The 14235-nt window shown below is 59.0% G+C and carries 16 protein-coding genes and 1 pseudogene; 7 read left to right on the top strand and 10 right to left on the bottom strand.

The window, feature by feature from the left end; all coding sequences use genetic code 11:
* The first annotated feature begins 68 nt into the window (after positions 1-68).
* On the top strand, positions 69-1142 hold the full coding sequence (locus CRO62_RS18850) for an alpha/beta hydrolase family protein (RefSeq protein ID WP_097101160.1): 1074 nt from the start codon (positions 69-71) through the stop codon (positions 1140-1142).
* 10 nt (positions 1143-1152) lie between these two features.
* On the opposite strand, the gene CRO62_RS18845 is transcribed toward CRO62_RS18850, so the two are convergent.
* The 3 genes from CRO62_RS18845 to CRO62_RS18835 form a co-directional block, all read right to left on the bottom strand.
* A complete protein-coding gene (locus CRO62_RS18845) occupies positions 1153-1671 on the bottom strand; it encodes a GNAT family N-acetyltransferase (protein WP_097101159.1) in 519 nt (172 codons plus the stop codon).
* 22 nt (positions 1672-1693) lie between these two features.
* Positions 1694-2275 (bottom strand): helix-turn-helix domain-containing protein, encoded by a 582-nt coding sequence (locus CRO62_RS18840; protein ID WP_097101158.1) that lies wholly within the window; start codon positions 2273-2275, stop codon positions 1694-1696.
* 93 nt (positions 2276-2368) lie between these two features.
* The gene (locus tag CRO62_RS18835; RefSeq protein WP_097101157.1) at positions 2369-2770 is read right to left on the bottom strand and encodes a ketosteroid isomerase-related protein; all 402 of its coding nucleotides are present in this window, start codon (positions 2768-2770) and stop codon (positions 2369-2371) included.
* A 73-nt stretch (positions 2771-2843) separates the two neighbouring features.
* On the opposite strand from CRO62_RS18835, the gene CRO62_RS18830 reads away from it, so the two are divergent.
* The 3 genes from CRO62_RS18830 (at position 2844) to lepA (ending at position 6218) form a co-directional block, all read left to right on the top strand.
* Positions 2844-3452, top strand: coding sequence for a GNAT family N-acetyltransferase (locus tag CRO62_RS18830; protein WP_179784573.1), 609 nt, complete (start codon positions 2844-2846; stop codon positions 3450-3452).
* A complete protein-coding gene (locus CRO62_RS18825) occupies positions 3449-4318 on the top strand; it encodes a carbon-nitrogen hydrolase family protein (protein ID WP_097101155.1) in 870 nt (289 codons plus the stop codon). The genes CRO62_RS18830 and CRO62_RS18825 overlap by 4 nt, the downstream gene beginning before the upstream one ends.
* A gap of 61 nt (positions 4319-4379) precedes the next feature.
* Entirely contained in the window at positions 4380-6218 is a 1839-nt protein-coding gene (lepA, locus tag CRO62_RS18820; RefSeq protein ID WP_025592156.1) for a translation elongation factor 4, read from the top strand.
* Between the two features lie 71 nt (positions 6219-6289).
* On the opposite strand, the gene CRO62_RS18815 is transcribed toward lepA, so the two are convergent.
* Positions 6290-6697, bottom strand: coding sequence for a DUF2000 family protein (locus CRO62_RS18815; RefSeq protein WP_003514594.1), 408 nt, complete (start codon positions 6695-6697; stop codon positions 6290-6292).
* Between the two features lie 94 nt (positions 6698-6791).
* On the opposite strand from CRO62_RS18815, the gene CRO62_RS18810 reads away from it, so the two are divergent.
* Positions 6792-7574 (top strand): AraC family transcriptional regulator, encoded by a 783-nt coding sequence (locus CRO62_RS18810; protein WP_179784651.1) that lies wholly within the window; start codon positions 6792-6794, stop codon positions 7572-7574.
* On the opposite strand, the gene CRO62_RS18805 is transcribed toward CRO62_RS18810, so the two are convergent.
* Positions 7575-8462 carry an NAD(P)/FAD-dependent oxidoreductase gene (locus CRO62_RS18805; protein WP_097101154.1) on the bottom strand — a complete coding sequence of 296 codons (888 nt, stop codon included), beginning with the start codon at positions 8460-8462 and terminating at the stop codon, positions 7575-7577.
* A 151-nt stretch (positions 8463-8613) separates the two neighbouring features.
* On the opposite strand from CRO62_RS18805, the gene CRO62_RS18800 reads away from it, so the two are divergent.
* The gene (locus CRO62_RS18800; RefSeq protein WP_097101153.1) at positions 8614-9072 is read left to right on the top strand and encodes an Rrf2 family transcriptional regulator; all 459 of its coding nucleotides are present in this window, start codon (positions 8614-8616) and stop codon (positions 9070-9072) included.
* A 70-nt stretch (positions 9073-9142) separates the two neighbouring features.
* Here CRO62_RS18800 and CRO62_RS18795 read toward each other — a convergent pair whose 3' ends face one another.
* Together CRO62_RS18795 and CRO62_RS18790 are read right to left on the bottom strand one after the other, a co-directional pair.
* Entirely contained in the window at positions 9143-9460 is a 318-nt protein-coding gene (locus tag CRO62_RS18795) for a hypothetical protein (protein WP_003514590.1), read from the bottom strand.
* 88 nt (positions 9461-9548) lie between these two features.
* The gene (locus CRO62_RS18790) at positions 9549-10946 is read right to left on the bottom strand and encodes a PLP-dependent aminotransferase family protein (protein WP_179784572.1); all 1398 of its coding nucleotides are present in this window, start codon (positions 10944-10946) and stop codon (positions 9549-9551) included.
* 116 nt (positions 10947-11062) lie between these two features.
* Here CRO62_RS18790 and CRO62_RS18785 point away from each other — a divergent pair.
* Positions 11063-11937: pseudogene (locus tag CRO62_RS18785) on the top strand (DMT family transporter).
* 11 nt (positions 11938-11948) lie between these two features.
* Here the strand turns inward: CRO62_RS18785 and CRO62_RS18780 are convergent.
* The 3 genes from CRO62_RS18780 to CRO62_RS18770 all read right to left on the bottom strand — a co-directional run bounded on the left by CRO62_RS18780 (position 11949) and on the right by CRO62_RS18770 (position 14197).
* Complete coding sequence (locus CRO62_RS18780; protein ID WP_097101151.1) at positions 11949-13046, bottom strand: GH25 family lysozyme; 1098 nt, start codon at positions 13044-13046, stop codon at positions 11949-11951.
* A 177-nt stretch (positions 13047-13223) separates the two neighbouring features.
* Positions 13224-13412: a YegP family protein gene (locus CRO62_RS18775; protein ID WP_003514584.1), complete on the bottom strand. Its 189-nt coding sequence runs from the start codon at positions 13410-13412 to the stop codon at positions 13224-13226.
* An 86-nt stretch (positions 13413-13498) separates the two neighbouring features.
* The gene (locus CRO62_RS18770) at positions 13499-14197 is read right to left on the bottom strand and encodes a type 1 glutamine amidotransferase (protein WP_179784571.1); all 699 of its coding nucleotides are present in this window, start codon (positions 14195-14197) and stop codon (positions 13499-13501) included.
* Between the last annotated feature and the right edge of the window lie 38 nt (positions 14198-14235).

Below are 14235 nucleotides of genomic sequence, written 5' to 3'. Positions count from 1 at the left end.
GATCAAGGACGCAAAAAACCGGTAACGGCGCAGACTGCATCTCGTTCTTTTCACCGCAAGAGGTTTTCATGCGCACCTTTACGACCATCACGACCTTTCTGTTTTCAGCTCTCGCCATCCAACCTCTTTTCGCGGGCGAGGCCGTCGGAGTCAGCGACATCGCCATCCATTCGGCCGAACGGGGCGAGGAGCTTGGCGTGACGATCTGGTATCCATCCGATGGTAAAGGCACACAGGTGCTTTCCGGGGAGGACCGGATTTTTCAAGGCACACCCGCCTTCAAGGACGCTGCGGTGCAGCCTGGCCGTCTTCCGCTGGTACTTCTCTCCCATGGCTCCGGTGCCAGCGTGCGCAGCATGGCTTGGATCGCCTCGAAACTTGCGAGTGAGGGTTTCATCGTCGCTGGCACCAACCATCCAGGCACGACCAGCGGCGATTCCACGCCGGCCAATACGCCGAAAATCTGGGAGCGGACCGGCGATCTTTCCACGATCGCCACGGCGCTCACGACACACGACAAATGGTTCGCCTCCATCGATGGGGGCAGGATTGGCGTCCTCGGCTTTTCGCTGGGCGGCAGCGCCGGAATGGAAATTGCTGGCGCCCGCGCTGATCTCGGCGCCTATGCGCGTTATTGCGAAGACTATACAACGATGCCAGATTGCCAGTGGTTTGCCGGCGGCCGGGCCTATGTCAATAACGAGCCGGTCAGCGTGCCGAAGCTCGATCTCAGAACCCTCGACAAGGCCCGTTTCGAGCAGCAGAACCGCGATCCACGCATCCGTTCCGCCGTGTTGGTCGATCCGGGTCTGGCGCTGGCGTTCCAGCCGGACAGCCTCAGACAAATCGATATTCCGCTGACCTTCATCAATCTTGGCAGCGAAGGTAAAATACCGCCCGCCGTGCTTGCCGACGCGCTTGCAGCACAAGTGCCAGCCTCTACTTACCAACAGGTCGACGAGGCCAACCATTTCAGCTTCCTGCCCCTTTGCAAGCCGGATGCCGACGCGTTTCTCAAATCCGTTGGCGAGCGCGATCCGATCTGCGAACCGGCCGGGCCCCGCGACCGTAAGGATATTCATGCACAGCTGGAAACGATGATCGTCACCGCCTTCAACCGCACGCTGAAGCCGGGTCAATAACCAGAAGAACCTAGCCGATCCTTTTGTAAAACAGGGTCGTGCCGCAATAACGCCCGTCGGGAAAAAGCGCATAATCGGGGATGACGCCGACGCGTTCCCAGCCAAGACGGGGATAAATTGCTTCCGCATCGCTTCCCGTGGCCGTATCCAGCACCAAAAGGGTACGGCCACGTTTTGCCGCTTCCTGCTCCACCTTTTCCATGAGCTTTCGTGCAAGTCCCAGCCCGCGTGCCGACCGATGCACAAGAAGTTTCATCAGATCACCGCGATGTGGCTGGTTGGGCTTGGAGGCCAGACCGACCTGCACCGTGCCCACCACTTTATCGTTCACTTCCGCCACCACATGAATGGTACCGCCTGCTTCCACGGCATCGGCTACATCCTGCCAGAACGGCTCGGCATCTTTAGGGGAGAAAGGCAGCATGAAACCGACAGACGCGCCGCCATTCACGCAGTCGGCGATAACGTCACAAAGTTCGGGCAAGACATTGATCGTCTCTGCCCGGTTCAATACGCGGATGGTGGCCATTAATAACTCCTGTCGGGGAAAATCAGCGCTGTCTTTGATCCAGCACGACGGCATAACGGGCAGGTTTTTCTGAGGGATTGTGGAAGACATGTCCTTCACCCACCGGCATGAAAAGGCAATCGCCGGGTTCCAGCCGGTGCACGTCTCCACCGCTCGTCATCTCCAGCACACCTTCGAAAAGCCAGACATATTGCGTCATTCCGCGGCTTGCCGCATGCGGTGGGAAACCGACCCGTGCGCCCGCCGGGAACTCGACCTCGACGATATCGAGATCGGAACCGACGCGTGGCGGGGAGATGGCACGGCGCACATAACCGGTCTCCGGGTCTTTCCAGAGCTGCTGGTCACGCTTTTTCACCAGCGGTGAAACAGCCTCTTCGTCTTCGGCGAAAAAGCCGGAGAGCGACAGGCCGAGCGCTGCGCAGATGCGGGCAAGAAGCGAGGCCGTGGGGCTCGCCTCGCCACGTTCGATGCGGGAAATCATGGCGCGGCTGACGCCGGATTCGGCGGCGAGCCGGTCCAGCGTCAGGCCATTTTCGGCGCGCAACGTCTTGATCCGGTCGCCGATAGAGCGTTCGAGAATATGATCTTCGTTTTCCATCATGCGAGAATACATTCTCACATGATGGAGTCAATATCTATCATAATGGAAATTTCGACCGCTTTTACCGCGGGTTCTGCGCGCGGCAAAGATGCATCAGGCACCGACCTGGGCGATCCAATCGTTCAGATTATAGTAGTTCGTTACTCGACTAACTTTTCCATCCTTCAGGTCAAAGAATGCACCGGCTGGCAGGACGTATGTCTGGCCATCGGCTTCCGGCAGGCCTTCATCGGTTGCGAGGTATTCGCCGTTCACGATGAATTCCGCAGAGGCGCGCTTGCCGTCCTCGCTCGCCATGATGACCATGTCGGTGAGGTTTTCCTTATAGCAGCGATTCATGTGCTGCATGAAGGACGCAAAAGCCGCCTTTCCGGTCTGGCGCTCGCCCTGATTGATGTCATGTACCACCTCGTCGTGAAGAAGCGCCAGAAAGGCATCCATGTCCTGACGGTTGAAGGCATCGTAATAGGCGCGGATGGTCTCAGTGGCGGTCATCGTCTTCTCCGTTCAATGCTTGCGCGGGTTTTCCATGACGGTATAACCAGTACAACCGAAAGTGAAAATGTCCATGACCGTCGAAATCAAGTCTCTTTCCGGCATCGAGGCCGCGCCCTATTTCGATGACCTTGCGCGCCTGCGGATCGAAGTGTTTCGCGCCTTTCCCTATCTCTATGACGGATCGCTGGATTACGAGCGCAAATATCTCGCCACCTATGCCGACACGAAAGGCGCGGTTTTCGTGCTGGCGCTTGATGGCGCACACGTGGTGGGCATGTCCACCGGCATGCCGATGGCGGCGGAAACCGACGAGGTGAAGGCGCCCTTCCTGAAGGCGGGCTACGATCCGGACCGGATATTTTACTTCGGCGAAAGCGTGCTTCTGCCCAGCTATCGCGGGCATGGCATCGGAGTGCGGTTCTTTGCGGAGCGGGAGGCGCATGCAAGCAAGCTCGGCTTCAACTGCTGCACCTTCTGCGCGGTCGAGCGCCCCGCCGACCACCCGCGCCGGCCATTGGACTACGTGCCGCTGAATACCTTCTGGGAAAAACGCGGCTATCGCCATCACCCGGAATTGCACACCAGCTTCAGCTGGCGGGATCTCGACGAGAGCACCGAAAGCCCGAAACCCCTGTCGTTCTGGATGAAGACCATTGCTGCCGGAGAGGAAAACAGATGACGAAACTCGCCGCGAGCCAATATGCCATCGAACTCATCGAGACATGGGAAGGCTATGCCGCCCATCTTTCCGCCATCGTGCGCGAGGCGAAAGAAAAAGGCGCCGAGCTGCTGCTTTTGCCGGAATATTCGGCCATGACGTTGACCGGGCAGTTGCCGCCCGATGCGCGCTCGGACCTGCGCCGCTCCATCGAAGAGATACAGCCGCTCATCCCCTCATGGGTCGAGCTTTGCGAAGAGCTGGCGCGGCAACATCAAATCCTGTTTCAGCCGGGCAGCGCGCCAGTGAAGGACAAGGACGGCAAGTTCCGCAACCGCGCATGGCTGTTCGGCCCCAACGGACTGATCGGGTATCAGGACAAGCAGATCATGACGCGCTTCGAGCGGGAGCAATGGAACATCCATGCCGGCATCGAGGGCCTGAAAGCCTTCGAGACACCGATCGGCAGGCTCGGCATCCTCATCTGTTACGACAACGAGTTCCCGATGCTTGGCCGGAAGCTGGCCGAGCTTGGCGTCGAACTGGTTCTCGCTCCCAGTTGCACCGATACGCTGGCCGGCGCCTACCGGGTGCGCATCGGAGCGCAGGCGCGGGCGCTGGAAAACCAATATGCCGTCCTTTCCTCCCCCACGGCGGGTGAGGCTCCATGGTCTCCCGCGGTTGATGAAAATCGTGGCCGCGCAGCACTTTACGTGCCTTCCGACTATGGCATGCCGGCATCGGGTATCGTCGCGGAAAGCGAAAGCGATGCGGTGACACACAGCACGTTGCTGATCGCCGATATCGACCTTGCTGCCGTGGCTAAGCTTAGAACCGAGGGACAAGTGGCCACCCGCCGCGACTGGCCGGAGCAGTTTGCGATCTGAAAAGCCCATTTTAAAGGGCTTTTAACCAAATTCCCGCTTTGCGGCATGAGAAGCCCCTGCTATAGCGCGGGGCATGAGCACAAATTCGACCCGCACGCCCCTGGACCATATCCGCAACTTCTCGATCGTTGCCCACATCGATCACGGCAAATCGACGCTGGCTGACCGGTTGATCCAGTCGACAGGCGGCCTTGCCGAGCGCGATATGTCGGAACAGGTTCTCGATTCGATGGATATCGAACGCGAGCGCGGCATCACCATCAAGGCCCAGACCGTGCGCCTGCACTACAAGGCGAATAACGGCGAAACCTATGTGCTGAACCTCATCGACACGCCCGGTCACGTCGACTTTGCCTATGAAGTGTCCCGCTCGCTTTCGGCCTGCGAAGGTTCGTTGCTGGTGGTGGACGCATCTCAGGGTGTGGAAGCCCAGACGCTGGCCAACGTTTATCAGGCAATCGACAACAATCACGAGCTGGTGACGGTCTTGAACAAGATCGACCTGCCGGCCGCGGAGCCCGACCGCATCAAGGAACAGATCGAGGAAGTAATCGGCATCGATGCTTCCGAAGCTGTGTTGATTTCGGCCAAGACCGGGCTTGGCATCCCCGATGTTCTCGAAGCCATCGTCAACCGCCTGCCACCGCCGAAGAGCGAAGTCGGCGAGAACGGGCCGCTCAAGGCACTGCTCGTCGACAGCTGGTACGACACCTATTTGGGTGTCATGGTTCTCGTGCGCGTCATCGACGGCGTGCTGACCAAGGGCCAGCAGATCCGGATGATGGGTTCCGGCGCGAAATACGGCGTGGAGCGCGTTGGCGTGCTCACCCCGAAGATGGTCAATGTCGACAGCCTCGGCCCCGGCGAGATCGGTTTCATCACCGCCTCGATCAAGGAAGTCGCCGATACGCGTGTTGGCGATACCATTACTGACGACAAGCGCCCGACGGCGCAGGCGCTGCCCGGCTTCAAGCCAGCGCAGCCCGTGGTTTTCTGCGGCCTCTTCCCTGTTGATGCAGCCGACTTCGAAGATCTGCGCGCGGCAGTGGGCAAGCTTCGCCTCAACGACGCCTCCTTCTCCTTCGAAATGGAATCGTCTGCCGCTCTCGGCTTCGGTTTCCGTTGCGGCTTCCTCGGTCTGCTGCATCTTGAAATCATTCAGGAACGCCTCGAGCGCGAGTTCAATCTCGATCTCGTCGCCACAGCACCTTCGGTCGTCTATGAAATGACGCTGACGGATGGCACCGAGAAGGAACTGCACAACCCGGCTGATATGCCTGATGTCGTGAAGATCAAGGAAATCCGCGAACCGTGGATCAAGGCGACGATCCTGACGCCCGACGAATATCTCGGTGGTATCCTGAAACTCTGTCAGGACCGGCGCGGGCTGCAGACGGAACTGACCTATGTCGGCAACCGCGCGATGATCACCTATGAATTGCCGCTCAACGAGGTGGTGTTCGATTTCTACGACCGGCTGAAATCCATCTCGAAGGGTTACGCCTCGTTCGACTACAACATCATCGACTATCGTGAAGGCGATCTCGTCAAGATGTCGATACTTGTGAACGGCGACCCGGTGGACGCACTCTCCATGCTGGTCCACCGCTCGGCGGCTGACCGGCGCGGACGCGGCATGTGCGAAAAGCTGAAGGAACTCATTCCGCCGCACATGTTCCAGATCCCGATCCAGGCGGCCATCGGCGGCAAGGTCATCGCCCGCGAAACCGTGCGCGCGCTGCGCAAGGACGTGACGGCGAAGTGCTACGGTGGCGATGCGACGCGTAAACGCAAACTTTTGGACAAGCAGAAGGAAGGCAAAAAGCGCATGCGCCAGTTCGGCAAGGTGGAGATTCCGCAGGAAGCTTTCATCGCTGCGCTGAAGATGAACGACGAATAAGCGACCGCTAAATCGTCGCTGATTTGACAAGGGAGGCTCACGGCCTCCCTTTTTACATTCACGGCATCTGCTCAGGCATGCAGCTTCGCGCCCTTGGTAATCTTGTCGACGATTTTCTTGTCCGCCCTTAGCGCCATGCCGACGACCTTTGCATTGTCGGGAGAAAATTCCGAAAACACCTGGCGGTTGGCAACATCATGACCGGTTGCGAACATTTCCTCGATATAGAGCGATGTCGTGACCTCGCGTTCCAGGGATCGCTGATGGATTTTGCGCAGTGCTTCCTGATCCGTGGCCATGACGACTATCGGCTGGACGGACAGGGGATTGTAGACGTTACCCGCCCCGTCGCGGTATGGTTCCCCGATGATCTCTCTGGTCTGGGCGACGATGCCGGACATGAGAAATGCGGTGACGTTCAGTTTTTGCCACACGGCAAGGTCATCACGAAGGATGACGGCGATCTTGGTATCAAACATGCGAACTCAATCTGGCTGTGGTTACGAAAGAGAAGCGACCCTAGCCCCTCAGGGTACGAGCGATCTTGAACGTTCGTGCAAATTCGAAGGGATCGTGCAGGCTCCTTCCAGCGAAGGTATCGAGCGCATCGAAGCGCGCTTTCACGGCAACGCCTATGCACCGCATCGCCATGACACCTATGCGCTCGGTGTGACGCTTTCCGGCGTCCAGACGTTTTCCTATCGTGGCACATCGCATTTCAGCACGCCCGGAAAGGTTATCGTGCTGCATCCGGACGAAGTTCACGATGGTAGTGCCGGCACCGACGAAGGCCTGCGCTACCGTATGCTCTACCTTCCGCCGGAAAAAACTATGGAGGTGGCGACCGGATTTCACGCGCTGCCATTTGCAAAAAATCCCGTCATCGAAGACGATGAGTTCCGGCAATGCCTGATAGAGGCTCTCGGCAATCTCGAAGGCGAGCCGGACAATCTGCTCCTGACCGACTGGCAATCGAGACTTTCGGATCTGCTCTGGAAGCATTCGAACGGAAACCAGAGAACCATCAAGCGGCTCGACCGGATCGCCGTTTTCCGTTGCCGGGATTACCTGCTGGAGAATAGCGCGCTTGCCGTCAGCTCAGAGAAGCTGGAGCAAGTAAGCGGGCTTGATCGCTTCACGCTCTTTCGGCACTTCCGCTCCCTGTTTGGCACGAGCCCGCACCGTTATCTCATCATGCGGCGTCTGCAAAAATGCAAGGACATGATGCGGGCAGGTGCGGGTCTTGCGGAAACGGCGTTTGCCTGCGGCTTTGCGGATCAGGCGCATTTTACCCGCCACTTCAAGAATGCCTTCGGCATGCCTCCGGGGCGCTGGCTGAGCCTTGTTTCGCACTGATCATTCCGGAAACATGATCGACCTGTGAGCCGCAGTCCCTGCCATGGCGCCATCGCCCACGGAAAGAGCAACCGAGCCGGCGGGCCTTGCCACATCACCGCAGGCGAAGATTCCGCGCGCTGTCGTCTGTTTCATGGCATCCGTCACGATGCTTGAACCCATCGGCCCCTCTTCCACGGTGCAACCGAGCTTTTCGATCCAATCCGAGGCAATCCGCAATTTCGGTTGCGTGAAAAGACCGGCCAAAGCAATGCTGCGCCCATCCGCAAGAACGACATCCGCATGCCCTGCGATCTCTCTGATACGCTCTTTTTCCACCCGAACGCCCCGGGCTGACAAAAGCGCATTCTGTTCGGCATCCGGCACGAATATACCATTGGTAAAAAAGGTCGTTTCACCCCAGTCCGGAAGCATCAGTGCATGGTGGATGGCCAGCGGTGAGGCCGCGACGACGCCGATCCTGCCCTGATCCAGTTCGTATCCGTGGCAATAGGGGCAATGGAAGACGGCGCTGCCCCAGCGTTCCTTCAGCCCGGCTATATCAGGCAGTTCATCAGCAACGCCTGTGGCAAGGATTAGTCTGGCCGCCCTTTCGCGGCGATTGCCATCGATCTCGATGACGAAGTCATCGAATGATCCTTCGGCATTCGTCACCCTGCCCTTTGCCAAGTGTATCGTCGGGTAGTGCTCGATCTGGCGACGTGCCTCGGCGATGATGTCGCCCGGGGCCTTGCCGTCCTGTCCGAGAAAACCGTGGGAATGGCTGGCGAAGCGGTTTCTCCGCTCACCCGCATCCACCACCAGGATGTTTTTTCTGGCGCGCCCGAGCTGCAAGGCGGCGGACAAGCCCGCATAGCTGCCGCCGATGATAATGACGTCGTATTTCATGATGCACCTATCGTTCACCGAGCCGGAAGCGCCCGTTCATTTTCACGATACTTATATTGTTACATGAATTTTGGAGTCAATAGTCACGCAACTTATATTGTTACGTCATATGCAAACTGGTAATGTCGCGGAAAACAGGCGGATTTCACCGATGAGACACGACACGCGCCTTTCACGGGTGCTGCATATTCTGATCCATATGGAAAAACATGACGGGGCGGCGACCTCTGAAAGCATCGCGGCGATGTTGCAGACGAACCCGGTGGTGGTGCGCAGAACCATGGCGGGCTTGCGGGAGCACGGTTACGTGTCGTCGGAAAAAGGCCATGGCGGTGGCTGGGTTCTGGCGCAAACGCTCAGCGAAATCACGCTGCTCGATATTTACCGGGCGCTTGGCGCGCCGGAATTGTTCTCGATCGGGCTGGCAGGTGATAATCCGAACTGCGTCATAGAGCAGGCCGTCAATGCTGCCCTTTTCGATGCCATGAACGAGGCGGAGACCATTCTCCTCTCCCGCTTCGGAAGCATTACGCTTTCGGCGCTGGCGGAAGAATCGATCAGCCGCTGGTCCAGATTGTCCAACCACCCCTCTGCGATGGAGCAACTCTGACGCCGCGGAGTTGGCGCAATAAAAAACCGCCTGCCGGAAGGCAAGCGGTTTTGTAAGATTATCTAACCCATTACGGCTGCGTCTGCGTGCCGCCAGTATTCGGGCTTGCCGGTGCTGCATTGTTGGCAGGCGGCGTTGCCGGGACGGTCGGAGTCACGGGCGCCGGTGCCTGTTGCGTTGCCGCAGGCGGCATGGTCGAGGATGTCGTGGCCGGATCGGTGTTCGGGCCGCTCATCTGCGACCAGGCGAAAACGCCTACCAATGCGACAACGAGAATCGCCAGCCATGGCATCCACGACGGAGACTTCCGGGCAAGCGGTTCATTGCTGATATTCAGTTCCGGACGAAGATCACGGTCCGGGCGCGGATTGTTTGGATCGAATGTCATGGTATTTCCTCCTCTTCATTCTGAGAAGAAAACGGCGTTCACGGGATTTTGTTCCGATTCTCCTCGGCGCGCACAATATGGGCGATAATTACGCGCTCTGCCTGAGGGCATCTGCCAGCACCGCCATGACCTGAGGAGCGGCCATTTGCGACACATTGAAACGCATGAAAGCGGATGCGTTCTGCGCGGAGCTGAAAACATTGCCGGGTGCCAGCACCACCTGCTGCGCCAGTGCCCGGCGTGCCACATCGGCGGCGTCGACCCCCTCCGGCAGGCGGCACCATAAGAACATGCCCGCCTGCGGTTCGATCCACGGCACACATCCAAGCGCTTTCAAACGCGCCGCCGCCTCAGGCACCGCCGCCGCGAGACGCTGTCGAAGAGCCTCGACATGCTTGCGATAACTACCGTCAGTCAAAAGCGACAGGATCAATGCAGCCGAAAAATTGGCTCCACCAAAAGCAGTGGCAATCTTGAGATCGGTCAAGGCTTCCACCCATGCCGGAGGCGCTGCGATGAAACCGCACCGCACGGAAGCAGACAGGGTTTTAGAAAAACTGCCGATCTGGACGACCCGGTTCAGACCATCGAAAGCAGCCAGCCGTGGTGCCGCCTGCGTTTCAAAATCCGCAAAAATATCATCCTCGATGATGGTGAGGCCCGCCTGTTCGGCCAGCATCAGCAGGCGATGGGCGGAAACGGCGGAAAGCCTTGCGCCTGTCGGATTATGAATCGCGGAATTGGTAATATAAAGACGTGGCTGATGCTCTTTCAGTGCCTGCTCGAAAAGCGGCAGGTCCGGTCCAGCCGGCGTATAAGGCACACCAACGATTTTCACCCGATGCGCCCGCAAGAGAGCGCGGAAGTTGAAATAGCAGGGATCATCGACAATCACCGTATCCCCCGGCTGCAGCAGGAAACGACACAGGAGATCGATCGCCTGCGTGCCGGAATCGGTGAGCATGATCTGGCTGACGCCCGCCTGTACGCCATGTTCGGCAAGTCTGCGGGACAAAAGCTGGCGTAGCGTCAACAGCCCCATCGGGCTCGCATAATCCGTCAGCAGGGAAGCATCCGCGCGGGCAAGCCCCCTCATAGCCCGCCGTAGCGCTTGCTCCGGCATCCATGACGCTGGAAGCCAGCCGCAACCGGGCTTGGCAAGCGCCGCTCCCTCGTCCAGCGCCTGGCGCGACACCCAGAGCGGATCCACCGCCCTGTCCAGCCGAGGCTCGATATCGGCCAGAGACAGGGGCGCTAGCGGACCCGCCACATAAAATCCCGAACCCGGTCGCGAGCTTATGGTGCCATCGGCAACCAGCCGGTCATAGGCCTCGACGACGGTTGAAGTGGAGACCTGCATGGCCTTCGCAAGCGCTCGAACGGATGGCAATCTGGCGCCGGGAACGAGGCTTCGCGAGGCGATGCGTCGCCGCATGCTGGCCATCACCTGTTCTATGCGCGTTCCCGACGCAAGGTATCCGTCCACATTTCTCTCCAACCGTACCACCCAAACAACCATAACAGTTTCTTGAAATTGTATATTATTGTCGCTGTTTTCACCAGCCGTTCCTGATCAAGAAAGGGAAATTGCAGGAGACGATCATGGACAAGACGACAAGCGGTTGGCTGAGCGGCCTTATCGGCGTGGTGATATTCAGCGGCTCGCTGCCCGCCACGCGGGTTGCGGTAACGGGTTTCGATCCGGTGTTCCTGACCCTCGCCCGCGCCAGCATAGCCGGCCTTCTGGCGCTCGCTTTGCTTTTTGTGTTCCGGCAAAAACGCCCGGCGCGCGATGATCTGGCATCCCTTTTCATTGTATCCTTCGGCGTGGTGGTTGGCTTCCCGCTGTTGACTGCCCTCGCCTTGCGGCACATCACCTCGGCCCACTCCATCGTCTTTGTAGGGCTTTTGCCGCTCGCAACCGCGGTTTTTGCCGTGCTGCGTGGTGGAGAACGCCCGCGGCCCGCCTTCTGGTTCTTTTCCTGCCTGGGCAGCGTTCTCGTTGCCGGCTTTTCATTGTCGAATTCGCTGGCCTCCGGGCTCGGAGCCTCACTTGCCGGCGATCTCTTGATGCTGGGCGCGATTATCGTCTGTGGGCTGGGATATGCTGAGGGTGCTGCCCTTTCCCGCAAACTGGGGGCTGGCAGGTCATCTCATGGGCATTGGTCCTGTCCCTGCCTCTGATGCTGCCGCTTGCCTTTTTCACAGGGCCGCAAACCCTCGCAGGCATCGACCCGCAGGCCTGGGGCGGCCTTGCCTATGTCTCGCTATTCAGCATGCTGATCGGCTTCATCTTCTGGTATCGCGGGCTGGCGCTTGGCGGCATTGCCGCGGTGGGCCAGCTGCAATTGCTGCAGCCGTTCTTCGGGCTGGTGCTTGCAGCAACCCTGCTTCACGAGGAGGTCAGCCCTGCGATGATCGGCATCACGCTGGTGGTAGTGCTCTGCGTTGCCGGCGCGCGAAAATTTTCGCGCTGACGCCCGCCCCGTCAGCTCGAGCGGCGGTCTATCCAGCGATGCCAGGCATCCTCATTGCCGTTGAAGACATTGAGATCGATTCGGCCATCGACACCATGCGACAGGCCGGAGCCGGAATATTGCCAGAACAACCACTTGCGGCCGGGATAGACCACGGACGGATGCTGGGCAACGGCGCGCAGCCAGAAGGGATAGTCCTGGAACTCGCCGGTCAGATTATCCTTATAAAAATCGGGCGCTGTGTAAATGATCGGACGCTGTCCGTAATGGCGCTCGAGCTTGTCCATGAACACGCGCATCTTTTCCAGAATACGCTCACGGGAATGGCGCATCTTGCAGCTCGATTCGCCGTTATATTCCACGTCGATCACCGGCGGCAGCGCATCCGGATCGCGCGGTACGTTGCGAATGAACCAATCCGCCTGCTCGCCGGCCGAGCGGCACCAGTAGAAGAAGTGGTAGGCGCCACGACGGATGCCCGCTTCCTTTGCACGCTGCCAGTTGGTGCGGAACATCGGGTCAAGATGATCGCCGCCATCCGTCGCCTTGATGAAGGCGAAGTTGGCACCGCGTGTGCGCAGCTGCGGCCAGTCTATATTGGCCTGCCAGCGCGAGACATCCACCCCGTGGACCTGAAAATGGCGCGGCTGAACCCTGCCGAAATTGATGGGCTTGGCATCGCTGAAGCTGGAGCGGAAAATGCGCGAGCGGATCTGCGCACCGGCACTCGCCGCCGGGGCGGCAGCCATGGCCAATTGTACCGGACGCTCCATCGGGCGCTCTGCCGGTCGTACCATTCCAGCCTGTGACGGTGACGGCAAACGGGTTTCAAGCGCGTTCTGCGGCACGGGCGCTCGTGGGGTAACGGCTGAAAAGGCCTTTGGCTCTTCGGGCACCGGCCCGCCCCATGCCAGAACTTCCTGTCGCGGCTGGGCCGTGATGGGCTGGCTGCCCACGCTTGCCTGCGGCACCGGCGCGGATGGCGTAACCGAGCTCGTGGTTTCCTTCGACGGCAGGCCGGCCATCAGGCTTTCCGGCCCGGAACTGGAGGTACAGCCACCAAGCAGAAGGCAACCGAAGAGAAGTGCTGGCACAGCCGATGAACGCATGAGAACCTGTACGCAAAACAATCCAGGGGCACTCTGACGCCGCCCGGGAACCTCGAAATACAATTGCTAACGGAAGATTATCAAAAAAGACTGAATCTTATCTTTACGCCGACACCTTCCAACGCGCCCGTCATTTCTGGCAGGAGAATGCCTCGAGGTTTCGCGAAACGGAGAGCTTCAGGCGGTCATCGTGCTCAGATCGACCGTATCGGCGCCTGGGGAATTTTTCTTGATCGATTCGATGGCGTGGATGGCCGATGCCTTGGCCTTGTATCCTTCGGAGGAAAACATCGTTTCCCCGTTGGATGCTTTGAAGCGGAAGCGATATTCCCCGGCCCTATCCTGATAGATTTCGAATTTATACATGATCTTGGTGCCTCCTTGGCAAACGTCGGTGAAACACACTCAATTCTGAGCGGCCTTGGCCATATTCGCAACCGATAATTGCCAGATCAGACAAGCCGTACCCAGGCACGGGCAATTTCCAGACCGGTCGCATCGGCCACATCTGCACGCCCGCCACGGTGGTCGCGGTAATTGTTTATCCAGCCGGGCGCCATTTTTTCTACGGAAGCCGGGAATGCCTCACACCATCCGTCGACCACGGCCGTGGATGCCTCAAAATGAAATTGCGTGCCATAGGCAGCGCGGCCAACGCGAAAAGCCTGATTTCGCGTTGCACCATTGGTCGCAAGTCTCGTCGCCTCGGGCGGAAGCGTGAATGTGTCACAATGCCACTGAAAAATGGGAAATGTCTTGTCGAGTCCCGCCAATAGCGGATCGGACACGCCCTCTTCCGTGAGGGATACGTCTTCCCAGCCGAATTCGGGCGGGCCCGCCAGAATATTCTCTCCGCCATAGGCGCGTGCCAGCAACTGGCTGCCGAGACAGACGCCCATCACGGCCTTGTCCGCATCGCCAAACGCTTTCATCAAAAGTGCGAGGTCTGGAAGATAGGGATAAAGCACGTCGTCAAGAGCGTTCTGCTCACCGCCCAAAACGACAAGCGCATCGTGTGCAGCTGCATCGAGAGGAAGAGGCTCACCCGCATAGGCGCGGATGACATGCACGTCAGCCCTTGCCTCTTCCAGAGCGACGCCGATCTGTCCATGCGGCGTGCCCGCCATGTTTTCGATAATTGCAACGCGCATGGGGCCTCTCGCCGAAAACGGGGAATTCGATCGGCCGG

It is taken from the genome of Rhizobium sp. AN6A (assembly GCF_900215635.1).
In the GTDB taxonomy this organism is placed as follows: Bacteria; Pseudomonadota; Alphaproteobacteria; order Rhizobiales; family Rhizobiaceae; genus Agrobacterium; species Agrobacterium tumefaciens.
The sequence above is the reverse complement of the archived record's forward strand: the minus strand, read 5'-3'. Positions and strand labels throughout refer to the sequence as shown.

Coding starts and splice junctions, on each gene's coding strand:
- CRO62_RS18830 (WP_179784573.1), top strand. CDS start 2,844: ATGACCGTCGAAATCAAGTCTCTTTCCGGCATCGAGGCCGCGCCCTAT.
- CRO62_RS18845 (WP_097101159.1), bottom strand. CDS start 1,671: ATGGCCACCATCCGCGTATTGAACCGGGCAGAGACGATCAATGTCTTG.
- CRO62_RS18815 (WP_003514594.1), bottom strand. CDS start 6,697: ATGTTTGATACCAAGATCGCCGTCATCCTTCGTGATGACCTTGCCGTG.
- CRO62_RS18800 (WP_097101153.1), top strand. CDS start 8,614: ATGAGACACGACACGCGCCTTTCACGGGTGCTGCATATTCTGATCCAT.
- CRO62_RS18780 (WP_097101151.1), bottom strand. CDS start 13,046: ATGCGTTCATCGGCTGTGCCAGCACTTCTCTTCGGTTGCCTTCTGCTT.
- CRO62_RS18840 (WP_097101158.1), bottom strand. CDS start 2,275: ATGATGGAAAACGAAGATCATATTCTCGAACGCTCTATCGGCGACCGG.
- CRO62_RS18770 (WP_179784571.1), bottom strand. CDS start 14,197: ATGCGCGTTGCAATTATCGAAAACATGGCGGGCACGCCGCATGGACAG.
- CRO62_RS18850 (WP_097101160.1), top strand. CDS start 69: ATGCGCACCTTTACGACCATCACGACCTTTCTGTTTTCAGCTCTCGCC.
- CRO62_RS18805 (WP_097101154.1), bottom strand. CDS start 8,462: ATGAAATACGACGTCATTATCATCGGCGGCAGCTATGCGGGCTTGTCC.
- CRO62_RS18825 (WP_097101155.1), top strand. CDS start 3,449: ATGACGAAACTCGCCGCGAGCCAATATGCCATCGAACTCATCGAGACA.
- CRO62_RS18775 (WP_003514584.1), bottom strand. CDS start 13,412: ATGTATAAATTCGAAATCTATCAGGATAGGGCCGGGGAATATCGCTTC.
- CRO62_RS18835 (WP_097101157.1), bottom strand. CDS start 2,770: ATGACCGCCACTGAGACCATCCGCGCCTATTACGATGCCTTCAACCGT.
- CRO62_RS18795 (WP_003514590.1), bottom strand. CDS start 9,460: ATGACATTCGATCCAAACAATCCGCGCCCGGACCGTGATCTTCGTCCG.